The sequence below is a fragment of the Roseobacter sp. HKCCD7870 genome (assembly GCF_037830315.1).
Lineage (GTDB): Bacteria > Pseudomonadota > Alphaproteobacteria > Rhodobacterales > Rhodobacteraceae > M30B80.
Window position 1 is genome coordinate 110,490 of the sequence record NZ_JBBLYO010000003.1, and the last position, 22,656, is coordinate 133,145.

The following is a 22,656-nucleotide window of genomic DNA, read 5'->3' on the forward strand; positions in this document are numbered from 1 at the left end:
TGAACCAGAACTTGACCCTAACTTAGGCTTAGGCGCGGTGATTATCCACCCATGCGCAAAATTTCGAGAAAAGCGTCACCAAATCGTGCGATACGCTTTTCATCCAGAATCCGCGACAGGCTCTGCGCATCTCGCGGACGCATTTGCGCAATTTTCGCGATTTGCGCAGCGGTGCAGCTTAAGGGTTTTTCGGTGTTATCTGCTCCGTGATACAGCCCCGCCTGACATTCGAGCAATTGATCATAGAGATCAGCCCCTGCCTGCCCCGCCAATTTGCGGCGTGCAGGATGCAGCTTGGCGCTGCTTTCCCCTGTAATGATGGCCAGAAAATCTGCGCCATAGCGTTCCAGTTTAACCGCGCCTACGCCTGAGATGCGTGCCATAGCGTCAAGGTCATGGGGCCGCGTTTGCGCCATTTCGATCAGGGTTTTGTCGGTGAAAATGACATAGGGTGGCACGCCGCCCGCCTCGGCCAATGCACGGCGCTTGGCCTTGAGGGCAGATAATAGGGGCGCATCATCCTCGGAAACGAGTGTTTTGACCTGCGGTTGGCGCGTTGTTTTTTGCACCGTATCGCGGCGCAGTGTGATCCCCTGTTCCCCGCGCAATATCGGTCGCGCGGCCTCAGTCATCCGCAAGGCCCCCATCCGTGTTGGGTCGGGCCGCACCAAATCATGGCCCATCATTTGCCGAAAAACGGCTGACCATCCGCGCGTATCAAATTCGCGCCCGACCCCAAATGTGGGCAAACTGTCATGGCCGCGCTCACGCACTTTTTCGGTCGGATTGCCGACCAGAATATCGGTTAGGTGGCCAACACCGAAACTTTCGCCCGTGCGCAAAATGGCCGATAGCGCCTTTTGAACGGCCTCGCCTGCTTCGAATAACGCAGGCGGGGTTTGGCACAGATCGCAATTCTGGCAAGGCGCGCTATCTTCCCCGAAATAACGCAGCAAGACCTGCCTGCGGCAAGAAATTGCCTCGGCCAAACCCAAAAGCGCGTTCAGCCGTGCGTGATCTGCCGCTTTGCGGTCTGGCGGGGCTAGCCCCTCGTCAATTTGGGTGCGGCGAAATCGGATATCTTCGGGGCCATAGAGTGTGAGCGTGTCCGCCGGTGCGCCATCGCGACCTGCGCGCCCGATTTCTTGGTAATAGCCTTCAATGGATTTGGGCAGATCGGCATGGGTCACCCAACGGATATCAGGTTTATCGACCCCCATTCCAAAGGCGATAGTGGCAACCACAACCAAACCATCCTCATTGGCAAAGCGGCTTTCAACGATGCGCCGATCTTCGGCCTCCATCCCGCCATGATAATAGCAGGCATTGTGCCCCGCCTCGCGAATGGCTTGTGCCAAGGTTTCTGTCTTTGCGCGTGTGCCACAATAGACAATGCCTGACTGTCCTTTGCGCGCTGCTGCAAAAGATAAGATTTGTTGGCGTGGTTGATTTTTCACCTCGAAGGCAAGGCTCAGATTTGGCCTGTCAAAGCCGCGTAAAAAAGTTTGTGGTGCTTGGCCATCAAAGAGCCGCGTGACAATCTCGGCACGGGTTTCGGCATCCGCTGTCGCGGTAAAGGCGGCAAGCGGCACATCAAGGCTGCGCCTGAGCGCGCCAATTTTCAGATAATCAGGCCGAAAGTCATGGCCCCACTGGCTGACACAATGGGCCTCATCCACGGCAATCAAGCTGACATTCGATTTTGCCAAAAGCCGCTCCATCCCGCTCGAGGCCAAGCGTTCTGGTGCGATATAGAGAAGTTTCAATTCGCCTTTGGACAGACTGTCCCAGACCGCATCGGTTTCTTCGGCGGTATTGCCTGAGGTGAGCGCGCCTGCATTGATCCCTGCCTCGCGCAACCCCCGCACTTGGTCTCGCATCAATGCAATCAGGGGCGAAATGACCAAAGTGACGCCATCACGCATCAAGGCGGGCAGCTGAAAGCAAAGGGATTTCCCCCCACCTGTCGGCATAATGGCGAGGACGTTTTCACCTTTGGCCACGGCCTCGACAATCTCCGCCTGTCCAGGGCGGAAACTTTGGAAGCCGAATACACGGGATAAAAGGGCCTCTGCGCTGCTCATGCCTGATTATTTTTTTGCTGCTTTGGCCTTTCTGTCCCATATCGGGGCCAAAGGCACAAGGTTAAGGCAAGCGCAAAAGCGCAGGCAAATCTGCCATATCGTGGAACACATAGGCCCCTTCCGCAGCAAGGCGCGCGCCGTCATCATGTTCCGCATAGCCAAAGCAGGGAATATGCGCCCGCGCGGCCGCTTTTGCGCCTGTGGGGCTGTCTTCGATCACTGCGGCATGGGCGGCATCGCCCCCCATTTTCTCAGCCGCAATCAAAAACAAGCGCGGATCAGGCTTGGCCACGCCAAGCGTATGGGCCGAAAAGCGATTGCCCTCAAAGCGGCGCGCAAGCCCCGTTGCGCCAAGGGTAATCTCCATCTTTTCCTCGCTGCCATTTGAGGCCACGCAATAGGGAATATCTGCCGCCTCTAGCCGATCAAGCACGGCTTCGATTCCGCGAACGGATGGCAGGCCTTGGCGCAGGCGCGCGTAAATATCGCCGTAAATCTCATCAATCCAATCTTTGGGTAAGTCGGCCCCCAACTCGCGCGCGCGGGTCTCTACCCCCCGCATGGTGCCGCCCACAAAAAGCGTCATGCAATCGGCAAGTGACACCTGCAAACCATAACGCGCCAGATTGTCGACTAAGATTTGGTTCGTGATTGGCTCGCTATCCACCAAGACGCCATCGCAGTCGAAAATCACAAGTTGAGGGGCAGCGGAAAGGGGCATGATTAAAATCTTTGGGCTAGGGTGATCAGCGTGCCACCATAGCTGCGCTGATCAAGAAGGGTGAATTCTGGTGGCAAAACAGGGGGGGTGCTTTCCTCCCAAACCACAATGGCCTCGGGCGCGATCCAACCGCCCGACAGGGCTGCGGCAAGGGCTGCTTCGCCCATGGATTTTCCATAGGGCGGATCAAGGAAAATGAGGGTTGAGGGGGGCAATGTCGCGCGCGCCAGTTTCAGCGCGTCAATTCGGTGAATGTGGGTTGTCGCTTCGGCGCGGCAGGCAGTGACATTCTCGCGCAGAATGGCGTTTGATTTTGCGCCATTTTCCACAAATTGCACATAGCCTGCACCGCGACTATGCGCCTCCAACCCCAAGGCGCCCGTCCCCGCAAAAAGATCAAGGACGCGCGCCTCTGACACAAGATTTCCGCGCGCCCCGTTGATCAAAAGATTGAACAGGCTTTCGCGGACGCGGTCAGAGGTCGGTCGCAAATGTGCGGCCAGATCACCCGCGCCAAGCTCGGCCAATTTCTTGCCGCGCAATGTCCCGCCAATAATCCGCATCAGCGCAGGAGCGATTTTATATCGCCGCTTGTATCTTGAATGGCTGCAGCATCAGGGCTTTTGCCCGCTTCAATCAATCGCTTGCCCACCATATAAGCGCGGGGGTCATTCATCGCATCCACCGCCAAGAGCGTGTCGCCCTGATAATACCAATGCGAGCGCGCACCCTCGCCATTGTCGCGAATGACAATGCGATCATAGCCCGTGTTCAATCCTGCGATTTGCAGTTTCGTGTCATATTGATCCGACCAGAACCAAGGCTTTGGGACATAAGGTGTGGCAGCCCCAAGCATGTTACAGGCCACGGCCTCGGCTTGATCAATCGCGTTTTGCACCGATTCAAGGCGGATACGTTCCCCCCGATAGGCTAGGCTTGTGCAATCCCCTGCGGCCCAAATATGCGGAAGCGAGGTTGCCCCCATCTCGTTTGTTGCGATCCCCCGATCCAGCGCAACCCCTACGGCTTCGGCCAGTTGGGTTTCAGGTATGATCCCTATGCCCACCAGAACCAAATCCGCCGCCAAAGTCTCGCCCGAGGTGAGATGCACTGCCTGCACCACATCGGTGCCACTGAGCCGATCAAGCCCCACGCCTTCGCGGATGGTGACACCATTGCTCTCATGCAAGTCGCGGAAATAGGTGGCGGTTTCTTCACAAGCGACACGGCCCAAGATACGTGGGGCGGCCTCGATCACGGTAACCTGCATCTCGCGCTTGGCGCAGACGGCGGCGGCCTCTAAACCGATATAACCACCTCCGATAATCACAGCGTGTTTGCCGTTCTCCAATAGGGGCGCGAGCCTGTCGGCATCATCCATGCTGCGCATGGTCAAGACATTACCCAAATCGCCCCCTTGTTCGGCACTCAGGCGGCGGGGTTCTGCGCCCGTGGTAAAGGCAAGTTGGTCATAGGAGAAATCCGCCCCCTCAGCCGTGGTGATGCTTTGTGCTGCGGCATCAATTTCGGTGATGGTCTGCCCAAGATGCAGAGTGATGTTCTGATCGGCGTAGAAGGTTTCAGGGCGAAGAAAGAGGCGCTCTTTCGGGCTTTCTCCCAAGAGATAGGCCTTTGACAAGGGCGGGCGCTGATAGGGGGGCACGCGCTCACGGCCAAAGAGTGCAATTTCGCCCTCATACCCTTCGCTGCGCAGTTTGGTGGCAAGCGCCGCCCCTGCCTGCCCGGCCCCAATAATTGCAATCCCTGCCATTTGCGCGCCCTTCGTCAGATTTGGTCTGGCGTTGTTTCGGCTTCACCCTATAAAGTTACGCAGAAATTTTACAAGCGAAGGACGCCCAAAAAATGTCGATCACCGTTGGCTCTAAACTACCACCAGCAACCCTTCTGCAAATTGGTGGAAATGGTCCTGAAACTATCGCTTTGACCGATAAATTGGTGGATCGAAAAGTTGTGATCTTCGGTCTGCCTGGCGCATATACTGGCACCTGCACCTCTGCCCATGTGCCGAGCTTTATTCGCACTAAGGCAGAATTTGACAAAAAAGGTGTGGACGAGATCATCTGCATCTCTGTGAATGATCCTTTCGTGATGAAAGCATGGGCAGAGACAACTGGGGCAAAGGCCGCAGGTTTGACAATGCTTGCTGATCCAGCAGCAACATTTACCAAATCAGTCGGTATGAATTTTACTGCTGAACCTGTGGGCTTTTACGACCGCTCAAAACGTTATGCGCTCTATGCGGAAGACGGCATCGTGAAAGTATTTCATCCAGAGGAAAGTCCTGGTACCTGCGAGATCTCAGGTGGCGAAGCCCTTTTGGCGGCGATCTAAAAGACAAGCGCGCCCTGCCTCACGTTGGGCAGGGCGTTCAGCTTGCAAGGCGATCCATGGCGCGGGCCAATTTGATATCCAAACCTGTCAGGCCGCCTGCATCATGGGTGGACAGAACCACTTCGACACGGTTGTAAACGTTGAACCATTCGGGGTGATGATCCAGTTTCTCCGCCTGTAGCGCAGCGCGGGTCATCCAACCAAAAGCGGCAATAAAATTGCAAAATTGATAGGTTTTCGCGATTGCATCGCGGTTATCCACAAGTGACCATCCGTTTTCTATAAGGCTGGCCAGATCACTATCGCGCTCGGCTTGGGTCAGTTTTGCAATGCTCATTCCTGTTCCTCCACGGCTGTTTTCCGAAACGGGCCATAGCTGGTGAGGATCTCGATCTCCTCCTCCATCGCGCGGGCCTCGGCCTTGAGATATTCCGCCACAGCGCGCGAAAAACTGGGCTCGCGCATCGCATGCAGCGAATAGGTTTCAACGGGCAGATATCCGCGCGCCAGTTTATGCCCGCCCTGTGCGCCCGCCTCGACCCGTGACAGACCTTGCGCAATTGCCCAGTCAATCGCCTGATAATAGCACAACTCAAAATGCAGGCAGGGATGGTCTTCGACACAGCCCCAATAGCGGCCATAAAGCGTCTCGCGTCCGATGAAATTCAGCGCCCCCGCCACGGGCTGCCCCGCGCGCATGGCAAGGGCCAACAGCATATCGTCGCGCAGGGTTTCATGGGCGATATCGAAAAAGCGCCGTGTTAGATAGGGCTGCCCCCATTTGCGCGCGCCCGTGTCTTGGTAAAATTCCCAGAATGCATCCCAGTGATGCGGTTCGATCTGATCACCCGTCAAAAGCACAATCTCGCCCCCAAAATTCTGTGCTTCTGCCCGTTCTTTGCGGATGTTCTTACGCTTGCGCGAGGAGAGCGCGGAAAGAAAATCATCGAAGGTTTGATAGCCCTGATTGTGCCAATGAAATTGCTGGGTCTTGCGTGGCAGGAGGGTGGCATCGGCATGGGCGGCCACCTCGTCCTTGGTGCAAAAGGTGATATGAAGCGAAGATAGGTGGTGATCTTCTATCACCGAAAGCGCGCCCGTGATCAGCGCGCGATCCCCAACACCTTCGGCTTCTGGGGCGACAAGCAATCTCCGCCCTGTGGCGGGGGTAAAAGGCACGGCGATTTGCAGCTTGGGGTAATAGCGTCCACCCGCCCGCATATAGGCATCGGCAAAGGCATGGTCGAAGATATATTCGCCTTGGCTGTGCGACTTGGCATACATCGGCGCGCAGGCGATGATTTTTCCCTCAGATTTGACGCTGAGATAGAGCGGCTGCCATCCTGTACCCGTCCCAACGGAGCCGCTATCTTCAAGCGCCGCAAGAAATCTGTGGGTTGTAAAAGGGTCGAGGGGCCTGTCCCCATCGCGCGCTTCTGGGCAGGCGCAACGATCCCAATCTTCAGCATCAATTGCGCTGATCCGATCATGCGTTTCGATGGTGAGATTGTCGTTGCTCATTGCGCGCGCTGTGACCCTGTTGTCAGAGTATGAGATGTGGCGCATGGCCCGCGCGGGTCAAGGCAGACCCGCGCAGCGCGAGTCCGCTTTAGGCGGAGATTTCGAAAATCGCTTCGATTTCAACCGCCACATTCAACGGCAAAGCCGCGGCGGAAACCGCAGAGCGGGCATGACGCCCTGCATCCCCCAAGGCCTCAACCAGAAAATCCGAGGCGCCATTTACGACTTTGGGCTGATCGGTGAAATCTGGGGTAGAGTTTACAAACCCCGTCAGTTTCACCACGCGGCGTAGACGCTGAAGATCACCGCCACAGGCCGCCTTAAGTTGGGCCAATAGGGCAATGGCGCAGCATTTGGCGGCAGCCGCGCCTTCGGTCACATCAAGATCGGCACCCAATTTGCCCGTAATCAGCGCGCCATCTTTCATCGAGATTTGGCCCGATACATAGACCATGTTGCCCGATTGCACGAATGGCACGTAATTGGCGGCAGGGGCGGGCGCGTCTGGAAGGGTCACGCCCAGTTCGGCAAGACGGGCTTCATAGGTTTGGCTCATTGCAGTATCCCTTGTGATAACATTGCTTTGACCCTACCGCTGCCACAGCCGCCGCCAATTGGCAATTGCGATGCATTTTAGTGTAGCCGCAAATAACTTGGCCAAATGGGCACACATTGGTGATTAAATCTAAAAAATATTGTTTCTGACCTTGGGCTGGCCAACAGGCAGCAATAATCTATTATCCTCATGATGCGACTCATAGGATTTTGGTAAGTGGCGGCTGTGAAGACCTTTACATCGCAAAAGCGGGGAGCAAGAGCTGTGCTTGGCGCAGGTCTTTTTGCCATTCTGGCAGGCTGCTCGACCGTGGGCGATGGTGCAGCAAGCCGCAGCGCAAATGATCCTTTGGAACCCGTTAATCGCGGAATGCACGCGGTTAACAAAGGTGTCGATACGGTTGTTTTGCGCCCTGTTTCGATGTTCTATGGCACGGTTATCCCTGCGCCTGTGCGCACGGGTATCGGTAATATGGCCTCGAATTTGGGCGAGCCTTCGAATTTCGTGAATAATCTTCTTCAGGCCCGTTTGGATCAGGCGGCAACCAATGGGGCGCGGTTTTTGATCAACTCGACCATCGGCGTGGTCGGTCTGTTTGATGTCGCAACCCTGACGGGGATCGAGGTGCAACCCGCCGATTTCGGTGAGACCCTCCATGTTTGGGGCACGGGCGAGGGGGCGTATTTGGAATTGCCTTTGTTCGGCCCGTCAACCACACGGGATGCAACGGGGCTTATTGTTGACTTTGCCATGAATCCCTTGGGGCATCTCAGCCCCAGTGATGATGCCCTGTCTGCTGCGCGGCGGGTGCGCGTGGCTGACACTGTTGGCTTGCGCTACGCGTTGCGCGGCACAGTTGATACAGTGCTTTATGACAGCGCGGATAGCTATGCGCAGTCACGACTAATTTATCTGCAGAACAGACGGTTTGAGTTGAACGATTTCGCAAGTGGTGATTTGGAAACCGTGAGTGGCGACGGGGAGGCTGCATCCGCATCTGACCCCTATGCTGATTCATATCTGGATCCCTACGCGGATCCTTATGCACAGTGAAAGGTGGCCGCGCTATGTTTGACCGTCCAAACCGCCGTGCTGTGTTGACAGCCTTGATTGCGGCCTCGTCCTTTGCGCTTTCCACAGCGCATATGACGCAAGCCGCGATGACCGAGGGCGATGCGGCTGCATTGATCCAGACAGTCAGCGCCGATTTAAACGCCATTGCATCGGGCAGTGCCGCGGCTTCGCCCGCACAGTTCGAGCGCATTTTGGATCGCTATGCGGATATGCCAATTATTGCCCAAACTGTCTTGGGGGTGGATTGGCGCAGTGCGTCAGATGCGCAGCGGCGCGGGTTCACACAGGCCTTGCGCGGGTATCTTGCCCGTAAATACGGCGCGCGTTTCCATGAATTTGAGGGCGGCTCAATCGAAGTGACGGGTGCGCGTCCGATCCGCAGCTTTTTCGAAGTGCGCTCCCGCGCGCGTCTTGCAGGGCAATCACCTGTCGAAGTGATTTGGCTTGTGTCTGATGGATCTGGGCAGCCGCGAATCTTTAATATCTTGATTGAAGGCATCGACCTTCGCAGCACCGAAGGCCAAGAAATGCGCTCGATTCTCGATGCCAATGGCGGCAGCATTGACGCCCTCATTGCGGCGCTCAACGCCAGCTGATTATTGGTCGCCGCGCCCCAAAAGTCCGCCCAAAACCTGCATCAAAATTTGCTCTGCGAGATCAGCCGCGCCGTCTAGGACTTGGCCTGTGCCCTCATTGGTGCTCAACACACGATTTGGCCCGCGGCTGCCTTCGGCGATTGGGTCAATCATTGGCAAAGGCGAGGCTGGTTGATTTGCTTGGATACGCTCCATTGTTTGGCGCCACAACTCAGCGGGTAATCCGCCGCCTGTGACACCTGTTAGAGGGCGGTTATCGTCATAACCCATCCAAACGCCTGCGACATAATCGGAGGTAAAGCCAATAAACCAAGCATCCCGCGCTGAGTTGGTGGTGCCCGTCTTTCCCGCCACTTCAACATCGGCAAGATTGGCCCGTTGCCCTGTGCCATTTTCGACCACTTGGTTCATCATATAGATCAATTGGCGCGCTGCATTATCCGTGATCACGCGCTCACGAATACCGCCTGTTTGGCCCATTAAGGGAGTGTCCTCCCCCATGAGGCGCAATTCCAACAAGCCATAAGGCGTAACCGCAGAGCCACCATTCAAAATACCTGCATAGGCGCCCGACATTTCCAAGAGGCTTGATTCAGAAGCCCCAAGCGCCAAGGCAGGGCCAGCCGCCAAATCGCTGTCTATGCCGAATTCACTGGCCACCTGCCGCACCAAATCGCGGCCCACCTGTTCAGACAAACGCACCGCAGCGGTGTTGAGCGAGGCTTGAAGGGCCTCGGTCAGGGTGACCTCGCCATAAAATTCCCCCGAGTAATTCTCAGGTGACCATGCGCCAGAGCCTGGAATGTTCAATGTCAGCGGCGCATCAAGAATAAGGTCGTCAAAACGCCATCCCAAATCCAGCGCGGTTGCGTAGACAAAGGGCTTGAACGCGGAGCCTGTCTGCCGCTGTGCTTGTGTTGCGCGGTTGAACAAACCTGCCCCCCGCAGATCGCGGCCCCCGACCATGGCACGCACAGCCCCATCGGCGCTCATCACAACAATTGCGGCTTGCGCCTCTGATCCTTCGCGGACTTGGTTGGTAAAGACATCATTGATTGCGTCTTCAGCGGCGCGCTGCATGGCGGGGTCAAAGGTGGTGCGCAGGATCACATCTTCTGTGGTGTCGCGTGTCAGAAAGCTTGGCCCTTCGGACATGATCCAATCGGCGAAATATCCGCCCATATTGTCGCGGGCTGCATCCGAAAGCGTGGCAGGGTTGGCTCGCGCGGCGGACAATTCAGAAGCCGTCAAATAATCTTCGCGCGCCATGAGGCCCAAAATCACTTTGGCCCGCTCTTGCGCACGCTCCAAGTTGCGGGTGGGAGCGAAATAGGAAGGTGCCACCAAAAGCCCTGCCAACATTGCGGCTTGGGGTGCGTTAACTTCGGCGGCGGATATTCCAAAATACCGCTGCGCTGCCGCCTCAAACCCCCGAGTGCCCGCACCCAAATAGGCGCGATTGAAATAAATGCTTAGGATTTCATCTTTGCTGTAGCGCCACTCCATTGCGAGGGCGAAGGGCACTTCTTGTAATTTGCGGGCGATGGTTGTTTCGCGGCAATCGGCCTCATAGGCGGCTTCGCTGTCCCAGAGTTCTGGATCATAGGGTGTGCCCAAACACATCAGCTTAGCCACCTGCTGCGTGATGGTTGAGCCACCATGCCCCTGCAAGGGCCCGCGCCCCTCGCGCATATTAATGATCATTGCGCCCAAAATGCCGCGCGGGCTCACGCCAAAATGATTGTAAAAACGGCGATCTTCGGTTGCGATCACCGCATGCAAGAGATGAGGGCTGACAGTGTCAGGTGTGATTGCGCCGCCAAATTGCTCGCCGCGCCATGCGAAAACCTCGCCGTAGCGATCTAACATCGTCACTGAGCCGCGCGCGCGCGCGTCTAACAGGTCGGACACGGGGGGCAGCTTGCTGTAATAGTACAAGGTGAAGCCGAATAGGATCAGCGAAAGCAAAAGCGTGCCACGCCACGCCACGGCAAACACCATACGTCCAATCCAACGGAAAAACCGCCCAAGCAGCGAATGATTGCCGCTTGGTTTTTTCTTCTTCTTGGAACTGCGCCGCGCAGGATGAGCTGCACCGCTGCCACTGCGTGATGCAGAAGCGGAATTGCGGCGCGGGGCCACGAGGGCCCGTCTGCCTGAAGGGGCTTTGCTCATTTTGACCTGCCAATTTTTCTACAAAATAGGCCTTTTCGACTCACTTGTGGAGGGGGGAGGGGCCAAAGAAGTCATAAATCATGTGATTAATAATTGGGCATATACCAAAATTTGCGCAAAATTTTTGCATTTTTCCCGTTCCAGCCCCTTGGAAACCGCCCGTTTTATTGTCGCCACCCCCGTCTCACAGTGTTGTGAGAGCCGTGACGTCCTTAGGGGACAGCATCAACCGCAAGGGGTAAATGACGTGAAACTCATCATTGCAGCAATTAAACCGTTCAAGCTGGAAGAAGTGCGCGAGGCGCTCACTTCGATCGGCGTGCGCGGCATGATGGTGACCGAGATCAAAGGCTTTGGCTCGCAATCTGGTCATACTGAAATCTATCGCGGCGCGGAATATGCCGTGAACTTCGTGCCGAAAGTCAAACTGGAAATCGTGGTCGCTGATGGTCTTGTCGACCAGGTGGTCGACACCATCCACAAAACCGCCAAAACCGACAAAATCGGCGATGGCAAGATTTTCGTTCTGGACGTTGCGTCTTCGTTGCGCGTGCGCACGGGCGAAACAGGCGACGATGCGCTTTGAGCGCTCTTTCGACAAGAAGGACATCATTCCAATGAATACCAAATTCCTCCTTCCCCTCGCCGCCGTGGCCGCTTCGGTCGCGCTGCCTTCGATGGGGCTTGCACAGGACGCCACCGTTGCTACGGGTGAACCTGCGCTTCACACATCTTATATTTTGACAACCCTTCTGTTTTTGATGGGTGGTTTCCTCGTGTTCTGGATGGCGGCAGGTTTCGCCATGTTGGAAGCGGGTCTGGTGCGTTCCAAGAACGTAACCATGCAGCTGACCAAAAATATCGCGCTCTTTTCCTTGGCCGCGATCATGTATTGGTTGGTTGGCTTTAACCTGATGTATCCAGGCGATGGTTGGAGCATCGGCGGCTGGCTTGGGGCCTTCGCGCCAACCTCGCTTGAGCCTGTCGGCGTGTCCCCAGAAGATACCGCATTGGATTATGCATCTGTTGGTTCCGACTTCTTCTTTCAGTTGATGTTCTGTGCCACAACCGCTTCGATTGTTTCGGGCACCTTGGCCGAGCGCATCAAACTGTGGCCATTCTTGGTCTTTGTTGTCGTGCTGACTGGCTTCATCTACCCGATCGAAGCATCTTGGCAGTGGGGTGGCGGCTGGTTGTCTGAAATGGGCTTCAGCGATTTCGCAGGCTCGACCCTCGTACACGCAGCAGGTGGCTTTGCCGCACTTGCAGGTGCTATCGTCCTTGGCCCCCGTTTGGGCAAGTTCAAAGACGGCAAGACGAACCCAATGCCTGGTTCTAACCTCGCCTTAGCGACGCTGGGCACATTCATCCTGTGGTTGGGTTGGTTTGGCTTTAACGGTGGTTCGCAGTTGGCCATGGGCACTGTGGGTGACGTTGCGGATGTAAGCCGTATCTTCGCTAACACCAATATGGCCGCAGCAGCAGGTGCCGTTGCCGCCCTGATCCTGACGCAGGTTCTATATGGTAAGGTTGACTTGACCATGGTGCTGAACGGCGCTCTCGCAGGTCTCGTGTCGATTACTGCCGAGCCTCTTGCCCCGTCCTTGTTCGGCGCCCTGCTGACAGGTGCTGTGGGTGGTGTCATCGTGGTCTTTGCGGTGCCAATGCTCGACAAAATGAAGATTGACGATGTTGTGGGTGCAATCCCCGTTCACCTCGTAGCAGGTATCTGGGGCACACTTGCCGTGGCCTTCTACACAGGCAACTGGGGCGCGCAGATCATCGGTATCGTGGCAATCGGTGCCTTCGTCTTCGTCACCTCGTTGATTGTCTGGATCATCCTCAAAGGCATCATGGGTCTACGCCCATCCGAAGAGGATGAGATCCGTGGCCTTGATGTGGCAGAGTTGGGCATGGAAGCCTATCCTGACTTCACCAAAGGCTGAGTAAAGAACGCGACCTCTGCCTGATCCTCCCTCTCTCCCTTCAGGCAGAGGCATACGAGAAAGGGCGCCCCATCAGGGCGCCCTTTTATTTTGCGCGAAAAAATCTATAGCTAAAAACTATCAGAATTTAGCAATCGATTGTGTTTTTGTTGCGTTTTGGCCTGCCCATATCTGTATCACTGCTAAACTCTGGGAAGGTATCACATATGGAAAACCACGCTTCAAAATCCGACACGGACGAAAAACAAGTCACCACAGCCACTGTTATAGCATGGCTGAAGGCAGAGGTTGAATTCAAACTGCCGCGCGGCGTTATGGTTGGCGCTGGGCTTGTTGCGGCGATCCTGTTGCTTATTGCGCTGGACTGATATGCGCGGTGGACTGGTTTTTTGGGGCCTCATCACATTCAGCTTTCCGCAAGCGGTCATGGCCGAAATCACGCGCATTGCGGATTTGCAGCGCAACCAGTTGGATACGCGCAGACGGAACCAAGCTTGCCATGCGGGGCTATGAGTAACGAAAAAGGGCGCCAAGATCAGGCGCCCTTTTGATCCCATCTGCGAGGTGAATTAGATCGTGTCTTCGATCCATTTCTGAAGCGCGGCCTTAGGCGCTGCGCCGACCTTGTTTGAAATCACTTCGCCATCTTTGAACATGAACAATGCAGGAATGCCGCGCACGCCCAACTCCATCGGCGAGGATGGGTTTTCATCAACATTCACTTTGACGATTTTCACCTTTCCCTCAAACTCGGATGAGAGCTCTTCCAAAGCGGGGCCAATTTGGCGGCAAGGGCCACACCATTCTGCCCAAAAATCAACGATGACGGGGATAGAGGATTGGCGAACTTCGCTATCGAAGGTCGCATCGGTAACTGCGGTCGTGGCCATGATATAGCCCTCCTTGGGATGCCAGTGGTTAACACGGAACCTATGAATGCCGTTGCCCCGCGTCAAGAACCCACGCCTTTCCCTGCGGCTCTTTGCAGCGCTTGTTCTAACAGATCATCGGGCAGTTCCATCAAGCTTGGCCCGCTTGTCCACAAAATGGCCAATTTCACGACCCGTGATGGATATAGCGCCCTGAGCATTTCGCCATAGGCCGCCATTTGGCGCAAATAACCTTCGGAAACCTCAGCAGGGCTTTGCGGCACGATTTGATTGGATTTGAAATCCACCGCCAACACTTCTGCATTGCGCAGGATCAAGCGGTCGATTACGCCATAGACCTGATGGTTCAATGTTTTGCTAAAGGCTGTCAGCGGCACTTCGGCCAAGGCATCCTCTACAAACAGCTCACGCAAATTGGGGTGGGTCAAGACGCGCTCTGCCTCTCTCAAGAGGTCTGCGCATTCCTCTGGGCTGCAATCACCCTCAGCCGCCAAAATCATGGGCGCGGTTGCAGCCCATGCGGCGGGGGTTGTTTTGGGCAAATGCTCTAACAACAGATGCAGACGCCGCCCCCGCAGTTTGGCTGCCTCCGCATCGCGCCATTGGGTTTTGAGGGCCGCCTCTTGCGGGCTAGGTGCGGGTGTCTCCCCCAAATCTGACGGGCTGAGCGCAGGTTTGTCTTTTGCCTTTGGAGGCGCGGCTTGTCGCACCCATGAGGCGAGGGCTGCTTTCACCTGTGCAGAAACACCTTGAGGCGAGGCGGGTTCAGATGTGTCGAGAGCGTGACTATCCCAGTTGCCATTCTCCAGTCGCAGGCCCGCTTGCCCTGCCATGTCTATGGCTTTTACATTGGGCAGGTTTTCTGCGGCGGCGCGAATTTGATCATACCAACATAGTTTGTCGCCCGACTTTGCTGATAAATCACCTGCGGCTGCAACGACCAACCAAGTCTCTGCACGGGTCATTGCAACGTAAAGCAGGCGGTTTTCTTCCTCATTCTGCGCGGCTTTGCGCGCCTCGTGGACTTCGCGCAGATCGGCATCGAGGTCGTCTGACGAATTCGCCCAAATCAGTGGCCCGTCTTTGGGTTGAAGCAGATTAACCCCACCCCCGCCACGACTATTCTGTCGCGCTGTATCGGGCAGGATCACAATCGGGGCTTCTAAACCCTTGGCCCCGTGAATGGACATGACGCGGATTTGGTCATCATCCCCTGACATGTCCCGCTTGATGGTCACATCCCCGCGCCGAAGCCATGCAGCAAAGCCCGCAATGCTAGGCACATCGTGGCGCTCATAGCTCATCGCCTGTTGCAGCAGACTGTTGATCCCATCCTCGGCCTCTTGACCCAACCGCGCAATCAAAGCGCGCCGGCCATCTTTTTGGGTGAGGATATTTTCCAGAATCTCGTAGGGCCTCTCAAAATCGGCCTTGTTCCGCAACTCCCGCAGCGTGGACACGATCCCCGCGTAAGCAGAGTGGTTAGAGAGCGCCTGCCACAGCGTGCCCGCCCTGCCATGGGCTAACTCGTAAAGTTGGTCTTCGCTCAAGCCGCCAAGGGGAGAGCGCAAAAAAGCGGCCAGTGAAAGATCGTCTTCTGGTGTCGCAAGAAAGTTCATCAATGCCGTGAGATCGCGCACAGCCAGTTCTGCGCTGATGCGCAGGCGATCCGCGCCCATGATGGGCAAATTCCGTGACTTGAGCGCACGGATGATTTGGTGAAACAAATCACTGCGCTTGCGCAGCAAGATCAAAAAATCACGCGGTCGCACAGGACGCGGGTCTACCCCTTTCAGGCGGATCATCTGCTTTGAATTGATTTTCTGCGCGATGAAATCAGCGATTTGATCAGCCAAAATCACGGTGTGGTGGCTGTCATGAACCAAATCCACGGGGCTGTCCCATTCGGGGATATCCGCTTTTTCGGTTTTTGGAATTGCGGGCCAAATATCCACCCGCCCGGGAAGGTCGCTAAAATAGGCCGCGTGTTCCACATCTTGACCCAAACCTGCATAGGCTTGATCGGCGGCCACGCGGTCAACCAATTGCAAAATGCTTGGCGCCGAGCGGAATGAATATTTCAGCACGTTTTTATGGAGTTTCGACTGCACCGCGGCAAGGCGATGATCAAACTCATCGCGCATGCGATCAAACCCTTCGGGATCGGCCCCTTGGAAAGAATAGATGGATTGCTTTTTGTCCCCCACAACGAAAATTGTGCGGGTCAAACCATCGCGCGCGGATTGGCCCGCCGCAAATTCTTCTGCCAGTTTTGCAATGATCTGCCATTGCGCGGGAGAGGTATCTTGCGCCTCATCCACAAGCATATGGTCGATGCCGCCATCAAGGCGGAACAACACCCATTGGGCCAGACTGGTTTTGGTCAAAAGTCGATTGGTCAGGCGGATCAGGTCGTCAAAATCAAGCCAACCGCGCCGTTCCTTGGCGCGATCATATCTGGTGAGAAACTCTGCCGCGAATTGATGAAGCGCGTTTGATTTTTCAAACATGGTCAAGGCGCGGCGGGTCTGCCGCGCTGTTGCAAGGCGCTCCATGAAATCACAGAGGGCAGGGAAATCATCCCCCATTGCCTTGCGCACATCTGTGTTGAAAATTGTGGCGCCTTTGGCCTGATCTGGATTGGTTTTCGCCGTTGATCCGTTGACGAAAACATCTTCTATCGCAGCGATGGAAGCAAGGCTGTGTTTTGACCAATCATAGGTTTCTAGCGTGATCTTGGACTTTCTTTGCCTGTTGTTGTCATAGCTCAACAGCTTGGCCAATTTATCGCAAAGTGCCTGTTCATCCCCCATGAACGTCTCAGCGATCAGATCTGCAAAGGTCTTGGTTCCAAGCTCAAAAAACTGGCGCAGTTGGGCTTCTGTGGCGGCAGGATCAAACGCCTCTCGCTTGTTGATGACCGCCTTGGCCAGTTCGTGCCCATCGAGGTCAGACACAAACGGGGCGACCGCATCCAATGCGATACGGCCCTGTCCAAGAGTATCGGTGGCCATATCTTCGAGGATTTCCGAGATGAGGTCGGTCTGGTCGCGATCGTCCATTTCCTCAAAGGCGGGCGATATGTGCGCCTCAACAGGAAAGCGCCGCAAAACTGAGGCGCAAAAGGAGTGGATTGTCTGGATTTTCAAACCGCCCGGTGCTTCAACCGCCCGCGCAAACAGCGTGCGGGCATGGGCGAGCGTGTCTGTGCCAAGGACGTCTTTGGCTACCCCTAATTTCGCCAAGGCTTTGATTAACTCGGCATCGGCCAACATCGCCCATTTGCCAAGTTGCGAGAAAAGGCGGTTTTGCATCTCTGCCGCGGCAGCCTTGGTATAGGTCAGGCATAAAATCCGTTCAGGCGGCACAGATTGCAGCAAGAGGCGCGATACGCGATCTGTCAGGACCCGCGTCTTTCCAGAGCCAGCATTGGCTGATAGCCAAGTTGAGCGCAAAGGATCCGCTGAAATCACCTGCGCCAGCGTGGCTTTGTCAAATTTTGGGGGCGTCAGGGTCATTCTGGATCTGCCTCCTGTGGTGGAAGCTCTGTTTCGTCCCATTCCCCGTAGCGCGCGAGGTGATCATAATCGCCGTCAAAATTCTGATCAAACACAGCGCGCCGCGAGATATAGCCTTTGTCGGGCGACTGATAGGCGCGGATGAGTGTCAGGAAGCTTTCATACATGCCGCGCAGATCATCTGCAGTTATGTAATCGCTGCCATCCGATTGTTTCCCAAGTGCAAGATAGCCATGCCCCGCAACGGTTTCAGGTTTGCCCGTAAACGCGCCCGCTTCGGCCATCATAGCCTCAAGCCAAAGTTGCTTCGTAAAGTTCGCTTCTTGCTTGGGCGTTGGAGCGGATCCTGTCTTATAGTCGTAAATCCATAAATTCCCGTTTTGATCGCGGTCAATTCGATCTGCACTGCCTGTGAGGGTGAAATCAATCTCGGCAATGGGCCAAGATCCTTTGGCCTCAAGCAATTCAGGCGTTTGGGTTTGGCGCCGCTTCGCTTCTCCTTCAAGAAACCAATCGGCGAATTTAACGACCTTGGCGCGCCACATCCGTTGGGCCGAGGGCCATGGGACATCTATGGCAAATACCTCATCGGCCATGGTCAAAAGGTTTGTTCGGGCGGATGTCAGGTCGCCGAAATCTTCGGCACTGCGGCATTGGTCAACAAAGCGCTCCAACACGCGGTGCAGCGCGGTTCCTCGATCTGCGGCATTCGGCAGGGCGTTTAATTCGCCCAATTTATACAGACCCAATACATAGCGGGCGTAAATCGCATAAGGGTCGCGCACGAGGGTCTCTATGCGCGTCACCGAAAGGGATTTTGGTCGCGCATCGGCGGGGGGCTTCGGGGCAGGTCGTTTGGCGCGTGGCTTTAGGTCTTGTGTCTCTGGTCTGTCGATCTCTGCGGCAAGGCTTAACCAAAACGCGCCTCGTTCGGTCATTTCACTCAAGGCCGCGCGGCTTGCATCGCTGCTGCCACGAAGGAGGTTCACCAAGCGGTTGAGCCATCGGGACGAGATGGTGGCGGACTCTGCATCGCGTTTTGCACGGGTGAGCCAAACTTCTTGCGCGCCGAGTGCCTGTTGGAAATCATGCGCGGCAAGGCCGATGCGCCGATCTGGGAGGCGCAACCCCGCCTCAGCCCGCATGGCGCGATTAAGCCATGGATCAGCGCCGCTTGAATTGGGCCAAACCCCTTCGTTCAAGCCTGCAAGGATTAAAAGATCTGCGCCTTGCACCCGCGCCTCCATCGGCCCCCAGATCAACAGATCTGCATGTGGTCGGACGGGGTTGCGCAAAAGAGCCTCGCTGAGGATGCCAGAAAAGAGGTCACGATAATCACGCAAGTTCACTGCGCCTGCGGCATCAGCTTCTTCGCCTAAGCGGTTCATCAGGCGTAGCGCCTCTTCGCCCGCATTTTGGCGCCAAAGTGCGCCCGATGCTTCGGCCTCGGTTGTGGCCTGAGGGCCCGCTGCCAAACGCTCGGCCCAGGCGATATGGGCGCGCACGAACTCAACCATCGCACCTGATTGTGGCAGGACGGGCCGATCTATCAATTCACGGCAAACCCAGTCCGCCCAGATCATCAGGTCTGGATCATCGGTTTGCTCAGCCGCCCAATCCATAATCTGAGATCGTTTTGGGAACGCCCACAGACACCGCCGCATCTTTTGTTCTAGCTCACGGGTGCGGCGCAGATGCGCGCCCCGATCTTCGCCGCCAGAATGACAAAGCGGGTGTTTGAGTATGATCAACAACTGCTCGCCCGTCAAAGGCGCAAGCATCAGATCACTGACATGGCGCAAGAAGCGCCCCGTTGCTGTTTCCCCCAAGGGCACGCCCGCAGAATCATCAGGATAGAGCGACCATCTGGCAAGGATGGCACAGGCTTGACGCACCAAAATCCGATCAGGGCATATTAACGCGACCCGTTTGTCCGCCTCGATGGCGCGACGCAGTCCGAGGGCGATGCTCATCGCCTCCTCGCGCGGGGTTTCAGCTTCAATCAAGGTCACATCGCGCAGAGCGCTTTGGGGATCGTTAAGTTTTGGCCCTTCCTCAAGCCATTGATCCGTTTGTGGGGCAGGTCTTAGGGCGAGGGACACAAGGCGATTGCGGTTTTCATTATGGGGCGTGGTTTCAATCCAACGGGGGATTTCCCAAGGGTTCACATTCAAGTCATGCGCAAATTTTGCCAATCGGTATTGCGGATGGTCTTGCCCCGTCAGGCCGCCCGTGGGGCCATCGCCCGACAAAAGCGCCTGCCAAATGTCATGAGGCAGATCATAATCCAATCCTGGGAAAACCACCGCGCCGTGATTAAGCCCTGCAACCGCCTTCATCAGACGCGCGGTGGCCCCGCGTGACCCTGTTGAGCCCGCAATAATCACGGGATGGTCAGGTGGGTTGTCCTGCCAATATTGCGCTAAACGATCAATCAAACTGCTTTGGCGTGCAGCTTGGGTGAGCAGCTCGGGGTTGTCCTCAAAATAGTGCCGTAGGATTTTGATGAACTCTAGATTGCGCTGCCAATGTTCTGAATGTCCTTCGACATTCAGACGCTCTAGCACCTCGGGCGCGACCCGTTCTTCGTGCATTTCCGCCAATAAATCGGCAAGGCTATCGGCAAGCGACCAGATTGAGGCACGCGGTGCTAAATCAGGGGCTGCATCCAAAAGCCGTCCGACCAGTTGCGCCAGATGCAAACGCAGCCGCAAATCTGAGGCGGGTTGTGCCATACCACCCAAATCAGGCAGATGCGCCATGGCCTCGAAGGGCCGAATGCGGGGCAAAAATGCCGCCTCTTTGCGCAGATATTGGGCGCGCAGATTTCGTTCCATTCGGGCGGAGTTCACCCAAATTTCCGCGCGCGCAATCGCCTCGGGTGGCTGCCCTGCAAGCCGTGCGTCCAGCCCTGCAATCAATGCTGAGGTAAACTCTACCCCAATGGGGGTGGCAAAGAGGTTTCGCCCGCTCACGTGAGGGCGACCTTTTCGGTGGCAAGCAATTCTTCTGCTGACGTGATCCCCTCTGGATGCCCAACATCGGCCCATCTGCCCTGATGGATGACACCAAACAGCCGCGCCTCTCGCGCAAGGGTTTTCCACAGCATCCGGAGTCCGAACTTGGGGATATCCATGGCGGCGATTGGTGCGGTCTTTAGGATTTGTGCGCCTGTGAACACATAGGGCTTTTGGGGATCGTCAAACAAAATCCGCCCCGATGCATCAAGGCCCAAGTCACCATCCCCCTGACGGCCTGTGGCCTTGTCCCGTGGGATGAGCAGCATCAGCGCATCCATTTCTGTGGGCCGCCAAGCAGCAGACAGCGTGGCAAGGGGGTTTAGGCCCGTCCAAACATTGTCAGAATTCAGTGTAAAAATCGCAGTATCCGAGAAGTAGCGCAGGGCATGGCGAATACCGCCGCCTGACTCCAAAATCTCTGGCTGCTCTTCGCTGAGGATGACCTCTGCGTTGCGCAGATGGTGGCGCATTTGATTGGCGTGATAATGGGTGTTGATCACGCATGGCGCGGCATGCCCCGCGCGCGCAACATCAAGCGCATGGTCAATCAAGGCCCGTCCCGCCACCCGCAGCAATGGCTTTGGCGTGGTTTTGGTTAACGCCCCCATACGCGTGCCAAACCCTGCGGCCATGATCATTGCACCGCGGGGGGCGTGATCGGCGGTGGATTGCAGATAATGCGCGCAGATCGCACGCGCTGTTGTGGCCAAGGGCGCAAGCGTTGGATGGTCTAAAGCCCGAAGAATATGGGCGGCAACCCGTGGCATATGCCGCAGATACTCTGGTTTTCCAGTCCGCGCGAGGCGGCGGAACAGCCCCAAAATACGGAAGTTGCGTTGCAGCGAGAGCAGGCTTGTCCTCAGGATCATATCATCTTCGCTGATGTTCAAAATATGCGCATGATCGCGGATCAATGTGGTGCGCAATTCAAGCGACAGATCGCGCCGTGCATCATCAATCAGCGAGACGAGGTCATAGCCTTTGGGGCCGCAGAGTGCGTCTTGAAAATCAATAACGCCCGCACGTTGCAACCCTGTGCGGTCAGGCAGCCAAATCAGATTTCCCGCATGGAAATCGCGCAACACCGTCACAGGCACGCCCCGCAAGATCCATGTTGCAAGGCCTTGTAGCTCGTTTTGAAAGGCGGCTTGTTCAGATTTCAGCGCGTGGTCTTCGGGCAATTCTTCAAAGGTGACTGTGGTCAATCGTGCCAATTCAGCGGCGGCCAAAATGGGTAGTCCACCCATTGCGCCCGTCCGCGCCAAAACCGCCAAAAGATCATGCGCGGTGTGATAAAGCTCAACCTCATGGGTCAGGCCTTGATCCAAAATTGCGCTGTAGGTTTGATCGCCAAAATCCTCAACCAAGAGGAAGCCTGCATCAACATCTTCGCCAAAAACTGTGGGCGCCGACAAGCCCAAGCCGCGCAAATAGGCGGCCACATAGCGAAACGCCGCTTGGCTTTTGATTTCGCTTTTGGGCGTCTGCATCAGAACCGCACTATAGTCGTCTGAGAGATGCAGGCGGGTATAGCTGCGCGCCGAAGCATCGCCTGCAACTGGGCTTGGCTTGGCCATGCCCCATCCCGTGCGGTCGATAAAAGCGCGTGCCTCTGGTGAGAGCGTGGTCATGGATACCTCTCGGCCAAGGTACAAAATTGCGGAAGTTTGGGATGATCTTTGGACGCACAGAGCCTGATATGCCGCTGATCAGGCGCGCTTTGGTCATAGAGGAACGAAAGCCAGATTGTGCGCGTTGGCAGATCGGCCATCATCCGTTCGGGCCATTCGATCAGGCATATTTCGGTTTCAAACGCATCTATAAGGCCCAACTCATCCACATCACGCGGATCACCGAGGCGATACAGATCAACATGCCAAACCTCACAGGGGCGGGCCTCGTAGATTTGCACCAGCGTAAAACTTGGGGAGGGGATGTCCTCCACGCGTCCGATTTGCGCGAGTCGGGCTCGGATCACCCCACGCGCGAAATGGGTTTTACCTGCGCCAAGATCACCAGAAAGCGCCAAAACATCACCTGGCTCCAAAACCGGTGCGAGGGCCTCTGCAAATTCTGACATGGCTTCGGGCGAAGCCAAGCGCAGATGCGCATGGCAAGGCGGCAAATCAGAGAGGGGTGCAGCGGATCCATCAGACATTGCGCCAAGTTTACAAGGGATCAGACGGGGCGCAAGCCATAGAGA

General features: G+C 56.1%; 20 protein-coding genes. 7 read left to right on the plus strand and 13 right to left on the minus strand.

What is annotated here, in order from left to right; genetic code table 11:
* Positions 1 to 41 precede the first annotated feature (41 nt).
* From recQ to AAC637_RS11950, 4 genes are all read right to left on the minus strand, one after another.
* Positions 42 to 2,084: a DNA helicase RecQ gene (recQ, locus tag AAC637_RS11935; protein ID WP_340303771.1), complete on the minus strand. Its 2,043-nt coding sequence runs from the start codon at positions 2,082 to 2,084 to the stop codon at positions 42 to 44.
* Positions 2,085 to 2,145: 61 nt separating this feature from the next.
* On the minus strand, positions 2,146 to 2,805 hold the full coding sequence (locus tag AAC637_RS11940; protein WP_340303772.1) for an HAD family hydrolase: 660 nt from the start codon (positions 2,803 to 2,805) through the stop codon (positions 2,146 to 2,148).
* Positions 2,806 to 2,807: 2 nt separating this feature from the next.
* Positions 2,808 to 3,368 carry a 16S rRNA (guanine(966)-N(2))-methyltransferase RsmD gene (rsmD, locus tag AAC637_RS11945; protein WP_340303773.1) on the minus strand — a complete coding sequence of 187 codons (561 nt, stop codon included), beginning with the start codon at positions 3,366 to 3,368 and terminating at the stop codon, positions 2,808 to 2,810.
* Positions 3,368 to 4,576: an NAD(P)/FAD-dependent oxidoreductase gene (locus AAC637_RS11950; RefSeq protein WP_340303774.1), complete on the minus strand. Its 1,209-nt coding sequence runs from the start codon at positions 4,574 to 4,576 to the stop codon at positions 3,368 to 3,370. The genes rsmD and AAC637_RS11950 overlap by 1 nt, the downstream gene beginning before the upstream one ends.
* A gap of 92 nt (positions 4,577 to 4,668) precedes the next feature.
* Between AAC637_RS11950 and AAC637_RS11955 the strand changes: the two genes are divergently transcribed.
* Positions 4,669 to 5,157, plus strand: coding sequence for a peroxiredoxin (locus AAC637_RS11955; RefSeq protein WP_340303775.1), 489 nt, complete (start codon positions 4,669 to 4,671; stop codon positions 5,155 to 5,157).
* A 37-nt stretch (positions 5,158 to 5,194) separates the two neighbouring features.
* Here the strand turns inward: AAC637_RS11955 and AAC637_RS11960 are convergent, their stop codons facing one another.
* The 3 genes from AAC637_RS11960 to AAC637_RS11970 form a co-directional block, all read right to left on the minus strand.
* Complete coding sequence (locus AAC637_RS11960; protein WP_340303776.1) at positions 5,195 to 5,494, minus strand: 4a-hydroxytetrahydrobiopterin dehydratase; 300 nt, start codon at positions 5,492 to 5,494, stop codon at positions 5,195 to 5,197.
* Positions 5,491 to 6,678, minus strand: coding sequence for a GNAT family N-acetyltransferase (locus tag AAC637_RS11965; RefSeq protein WP_340303777.1), 1,188 nt, complete (start codon positions 6,676 to 6,678; stop codon positions 5,491 to 5,493). Before AAC637_RS11965 ends, AAC637_RS11960 begins: the two co-directional genes overlap by 4 nt.
* 88 nt (positions 6,679 to 6,766) lie before the next feature.
* Complete coding sequence (locus AAC637_RS11970; RefSeq protein WP_340300011.1) at positions 6,767 to 7,234, minus strand: RidA family protein; 468 nt, start codon at positions 7,232 to 7,234, stop codon at positions 6,767 to 6,769.
* Between the two features lie 216 nt (positions 7,235 to 7,450).
* Between AAC637_RS11970 and AAC637_RS11975 the strand changes: the two genes are divergently transcribed.
* The gene (locus AAC637_RS11975) at positions 7,451 to 8,287 is read left to right on the plus strand and encodes an MlaA family lipoprotein (protein ID WP_340303778.1); all 837 of its coding nucleotides are present in this window, start codon (positions 7,451 to 7,453) and stop codon (positions 8,285 to 8,287) included.
* Between the two features lie 14 nt (positions 8,288 to 8,301).
* Entirely contained in the window at positions 8,302 to 8,904 is a 603-nt protein-coding gene (locus tag AAC637_RS11980; RefSeq protein ID WP_340303779.1) for an MlaC/ttg2D family ABC transporter substrate-binding protein, read from the plus strand.
* Here AAC637_RS11980 and AAC637_RS11985 read toward each other — a convergent pair whose 3' ends face one another.
* Positions 8,905 to 11,079 carry a transglycosylase domain-containing protein gene (locus AAC637_RS11985; protein ID WP_340303780.1) on the minus strand — a complete coding sequence of 725 codons (2,175 nt, stop codon included), beginning with the start codon at positions 11,077 to 11,079 and terminating at the stop codon, positions 8,905 to 8,907.
* A gap of 247 nt (positions 11,080 to 11,326) precedes the next feature.
* Here AAC637_RS11985 and AAC637_RS11990 point away from each other — a divergent pair, with 247 nt between their 5' ends.
* The 4 genes from AAC637_RS11990 to AAC637_RS12005 all read left to right on the plus strand — a co-directional run bounded on the left by AAC637_RS11990 (position 11,327) and on the right by AAC637_RS12005 (position 13,538).
* Entirely contained in the window at positions 11,327 to 11,665 is a 339-nt protein-coding gene (locus AAC637_RS11990; RefSeq protein ID WP_340303882.1) for a P-II family nitrogen regulator, read from the plus strand.
* Between the two features lie 31 nt (positions 11,666 to 11,696).
* Complete coding sequence (locus AAC637_RS11995) at positions 11,697 to 13,025, plus strand: ammonium transporter (RefSeq protein ID WP_340303883.1); 1,329 nt, start codon at positions 11,697 to 11,699, stop codon at positions 13,023 to 13,025.
* 206 nt (positions 13,026 to 13,231) lie between these two features.
* Complete coding sequence (locus tag AAC637_RS12000; protein WP_340303781.1) at positions 13,232 to 13,393, plus strand: hypothetical protein; 162 nt, start codon at positions 13,232 to 13,234, stop codon at positions 13,391 to 13,393.
* Position 13,394: 1 nt separating this feature from the next.
* The gene (locus AAC637_RS12005; protein WP_340303782.1) at positions 13,395 to 13,538 is read left to right on the plus strand and encodes a hypothetical protein; all 144 of its coding nucleotides are present in this window, start codon (positions 13,395 to 13,397) and stop codon (positions 13,536 to 13,538) included.
* Positions 13,539 to 13,594: 56 nt separating this feature from the next.
* On the opposite strand, the gene trxA is transcribed toward AAC637_RS12005, so the two are convergent.
* From trxA to tsaE, 5 genes are all read right to left on the minus strand, one after another.
* Positions 13,595 to 13,915, minus strand: coding sequence for a thioredoxin (gene trxA, locus AAC637_RS12010; protein ID WP_317657170.1), 321 nt, complete (start codon positions 13,913 to 13,915; stop codon positions 13,595 to 13,597).
* Positions 13,916 to 13,977: 62 nt separating this feature from the next.
* Entirely contained in the window at positions 13,978 to 17,433 is a 3,456-nt protein-coding gene (gene addA, locus AAC637_RS12015) for a double-strand break repair helicase AddA (protein ID WP_340303783.1), read from the minus strand.
* Positions 17,430 to 20,408 (minus strand): double-strand break repair protein AddB, encoded by a 2,979-nt coding sequence (gene addB, locus AAC637_RS12020; protein WP_340303784.1) that lies wholly within the window; start codon positions 20,406 to 20,408, stop codon positions 17,430 to 17,432. The genes addA and addB overlap by 4 nt, the downstream gene beginning before the upstream one ends.
* Positions 20,405 to 22,084, minus strand: coding sequence for a phosphotransferase (locus tag AAC637_RS12025; RefSeq protein ID WP_340303785.1), 1,680 nt, complete (start codon positions 22,082 to 22,084; stop codon positions 20,405 to 20,407). The genes addB and AAC637_RS12025 overlap by 4 nt, the downstream gene beginning before the upstream one ends.
* Entirely contained in the window at positions 22,081 to 22,611 is a 531-nt protein-coding gene (gene tsaE, locus AAC637_RS12030; RefSeq protein WP_340303786.1) for a tRNA (adenosine(37)-N6)-threonylcarbamoyltransferase complex ATPase subunit type 1 TsaE, read from the minus strand. Before tsaE ends, AAC637_RS12025 begins: the two co-directional genes overlap by 4 nt.
* Between the last annotated feature and the right edge of the window lie 45 nt (positions 22,612 to 22,656).

What these genes read in the sequence shown, in the direction of transcription:
- recQ (WP_340303771.1), bottom strand. Translation starts at nt 2,084, where the DNA reads ATGAGCAGCGCAGAGGCCCTTTTATCCCGTGTATTCGGCTTCCAAAGT.
- AAC637_RS11940 (WP_340303772.1), bottom strand. Translation starts at nt 2,805, where the DNA reads ATGCCCCTTTCCGCTGCCCCTCAACTTGTGATTTTCGACTGCGATGGC.
- rsmD (WP_340303773.1), bottom strand. Translation starts at nt 3,368, where the DNA reads ATGCGGATTATTGGCGGGACATTGCGCGGCAAGAAATTGGCCGAGCTT.
- AAC637_RS11950 (WP_340303774.1), bottom strand. Translation starts at nt 4,576, where the DNA reads ATGGCAGGGATTGCAATTATTGGGGCCGGGCAGGCAGGGGCGGCGCTT.
- AAC637_RS11955 (WP_340303775.1), top strand. Translation starts at nt 4,669, where the DNA reads ATGTCGATCACCGTTGGCTCTAAACTACCACCAGCAACCCTTCTGCAA.
- AAC637_RS11960 (WP_340303776.1), bottom strand. Translation starts at nt 5,494, where the DNA reads ATGAGCATTGCAAAACTGACCCAAGCCGAGCGCGATAGTGATCTGGCC.
- AAC637_RS11965 (WP_340303777.1), bottom strand. Translation starts at nt 6,678, where the DNA reads ATGAGCAACGACAATCTCACCATCGAAACGCATGATCGGATCAGCGCA.
- AAC637_RS11970 (WP_340300011.1), bottom strand. Translation starts at nt 7,234, where the DNA reads ATGAGCCAAACCTATGAAGCCCGTCTTGCCGAACTGGGCGTGACCCTT.
- AAC637_RS11980 (WP_340303779.1), top strand. Translation starts at nt 8,302, where the DNA reads ATGTTTGACCGTCCAAACCGCCGTGCTGTGTTGACAGCCTTGATTGCG.
- AAC637_RS11985 (WP_340303780.1), bottom strand. Translation starts at nt 11,079, where the DNA reads ATGAGCAAAGCCCCTTCAGGCAGACGGGCCCTCGTGGCCCCGCGCCGC.
- AAC637_RS11995 (WP_340303883.1), top strand. Translation starts at nt 11,697, where the DNA reads ATGAATACCAAATTCCTCCTTCCCCTCGCCGCCGTGGCCGCTTCGGTC.
- AAC637_RS12000 (WP_340303781.1), top strand. Translation starts at nt 13,232, where the DNA reads ATGGAAAACCACGCTTCAAAATCCGACACGGACGAAAAACAAGTCACC.
- AAC637_RS12005 (WP_340303782.1), top strand. Translation starts at nt 13,395, where the DNA reads ATGCGCGGTGGACTGGTTTTTTGGGGCCTCATCACATTCAGCTTTCCG.
- trxA (WP_317657170.1), bottom strand. Translation starts at nt 13,915, where the DNA reads ATGGCCACGACCGCAGTTACCGATGCGACCTTCGATAGCGAAGTTCGC.
- addA (WP_340303783.1), bottom strand. Translation starts at nt 17,433, where the DNA reads ATGACCCTGACGCCCCCAAAATTTGACAAAGCCACGCTGGCGCAGGTG.
- AAC637_RS12025 (WP_340303785.1), bottom strand. Translation starts at nt 22,084, where the DNA reads ATGACCACGCTCTCACCAGAGGCACGCGCTTTTATCGACCGCACGGGA.
- tsaE (WP_340303786.1), bottom strand. Translation starts at nt 22,611, where the DNA reads ATGTCTGATGGATCCGCTGCACCCCTCTCTGATTTGCCGCCTTGCCAT.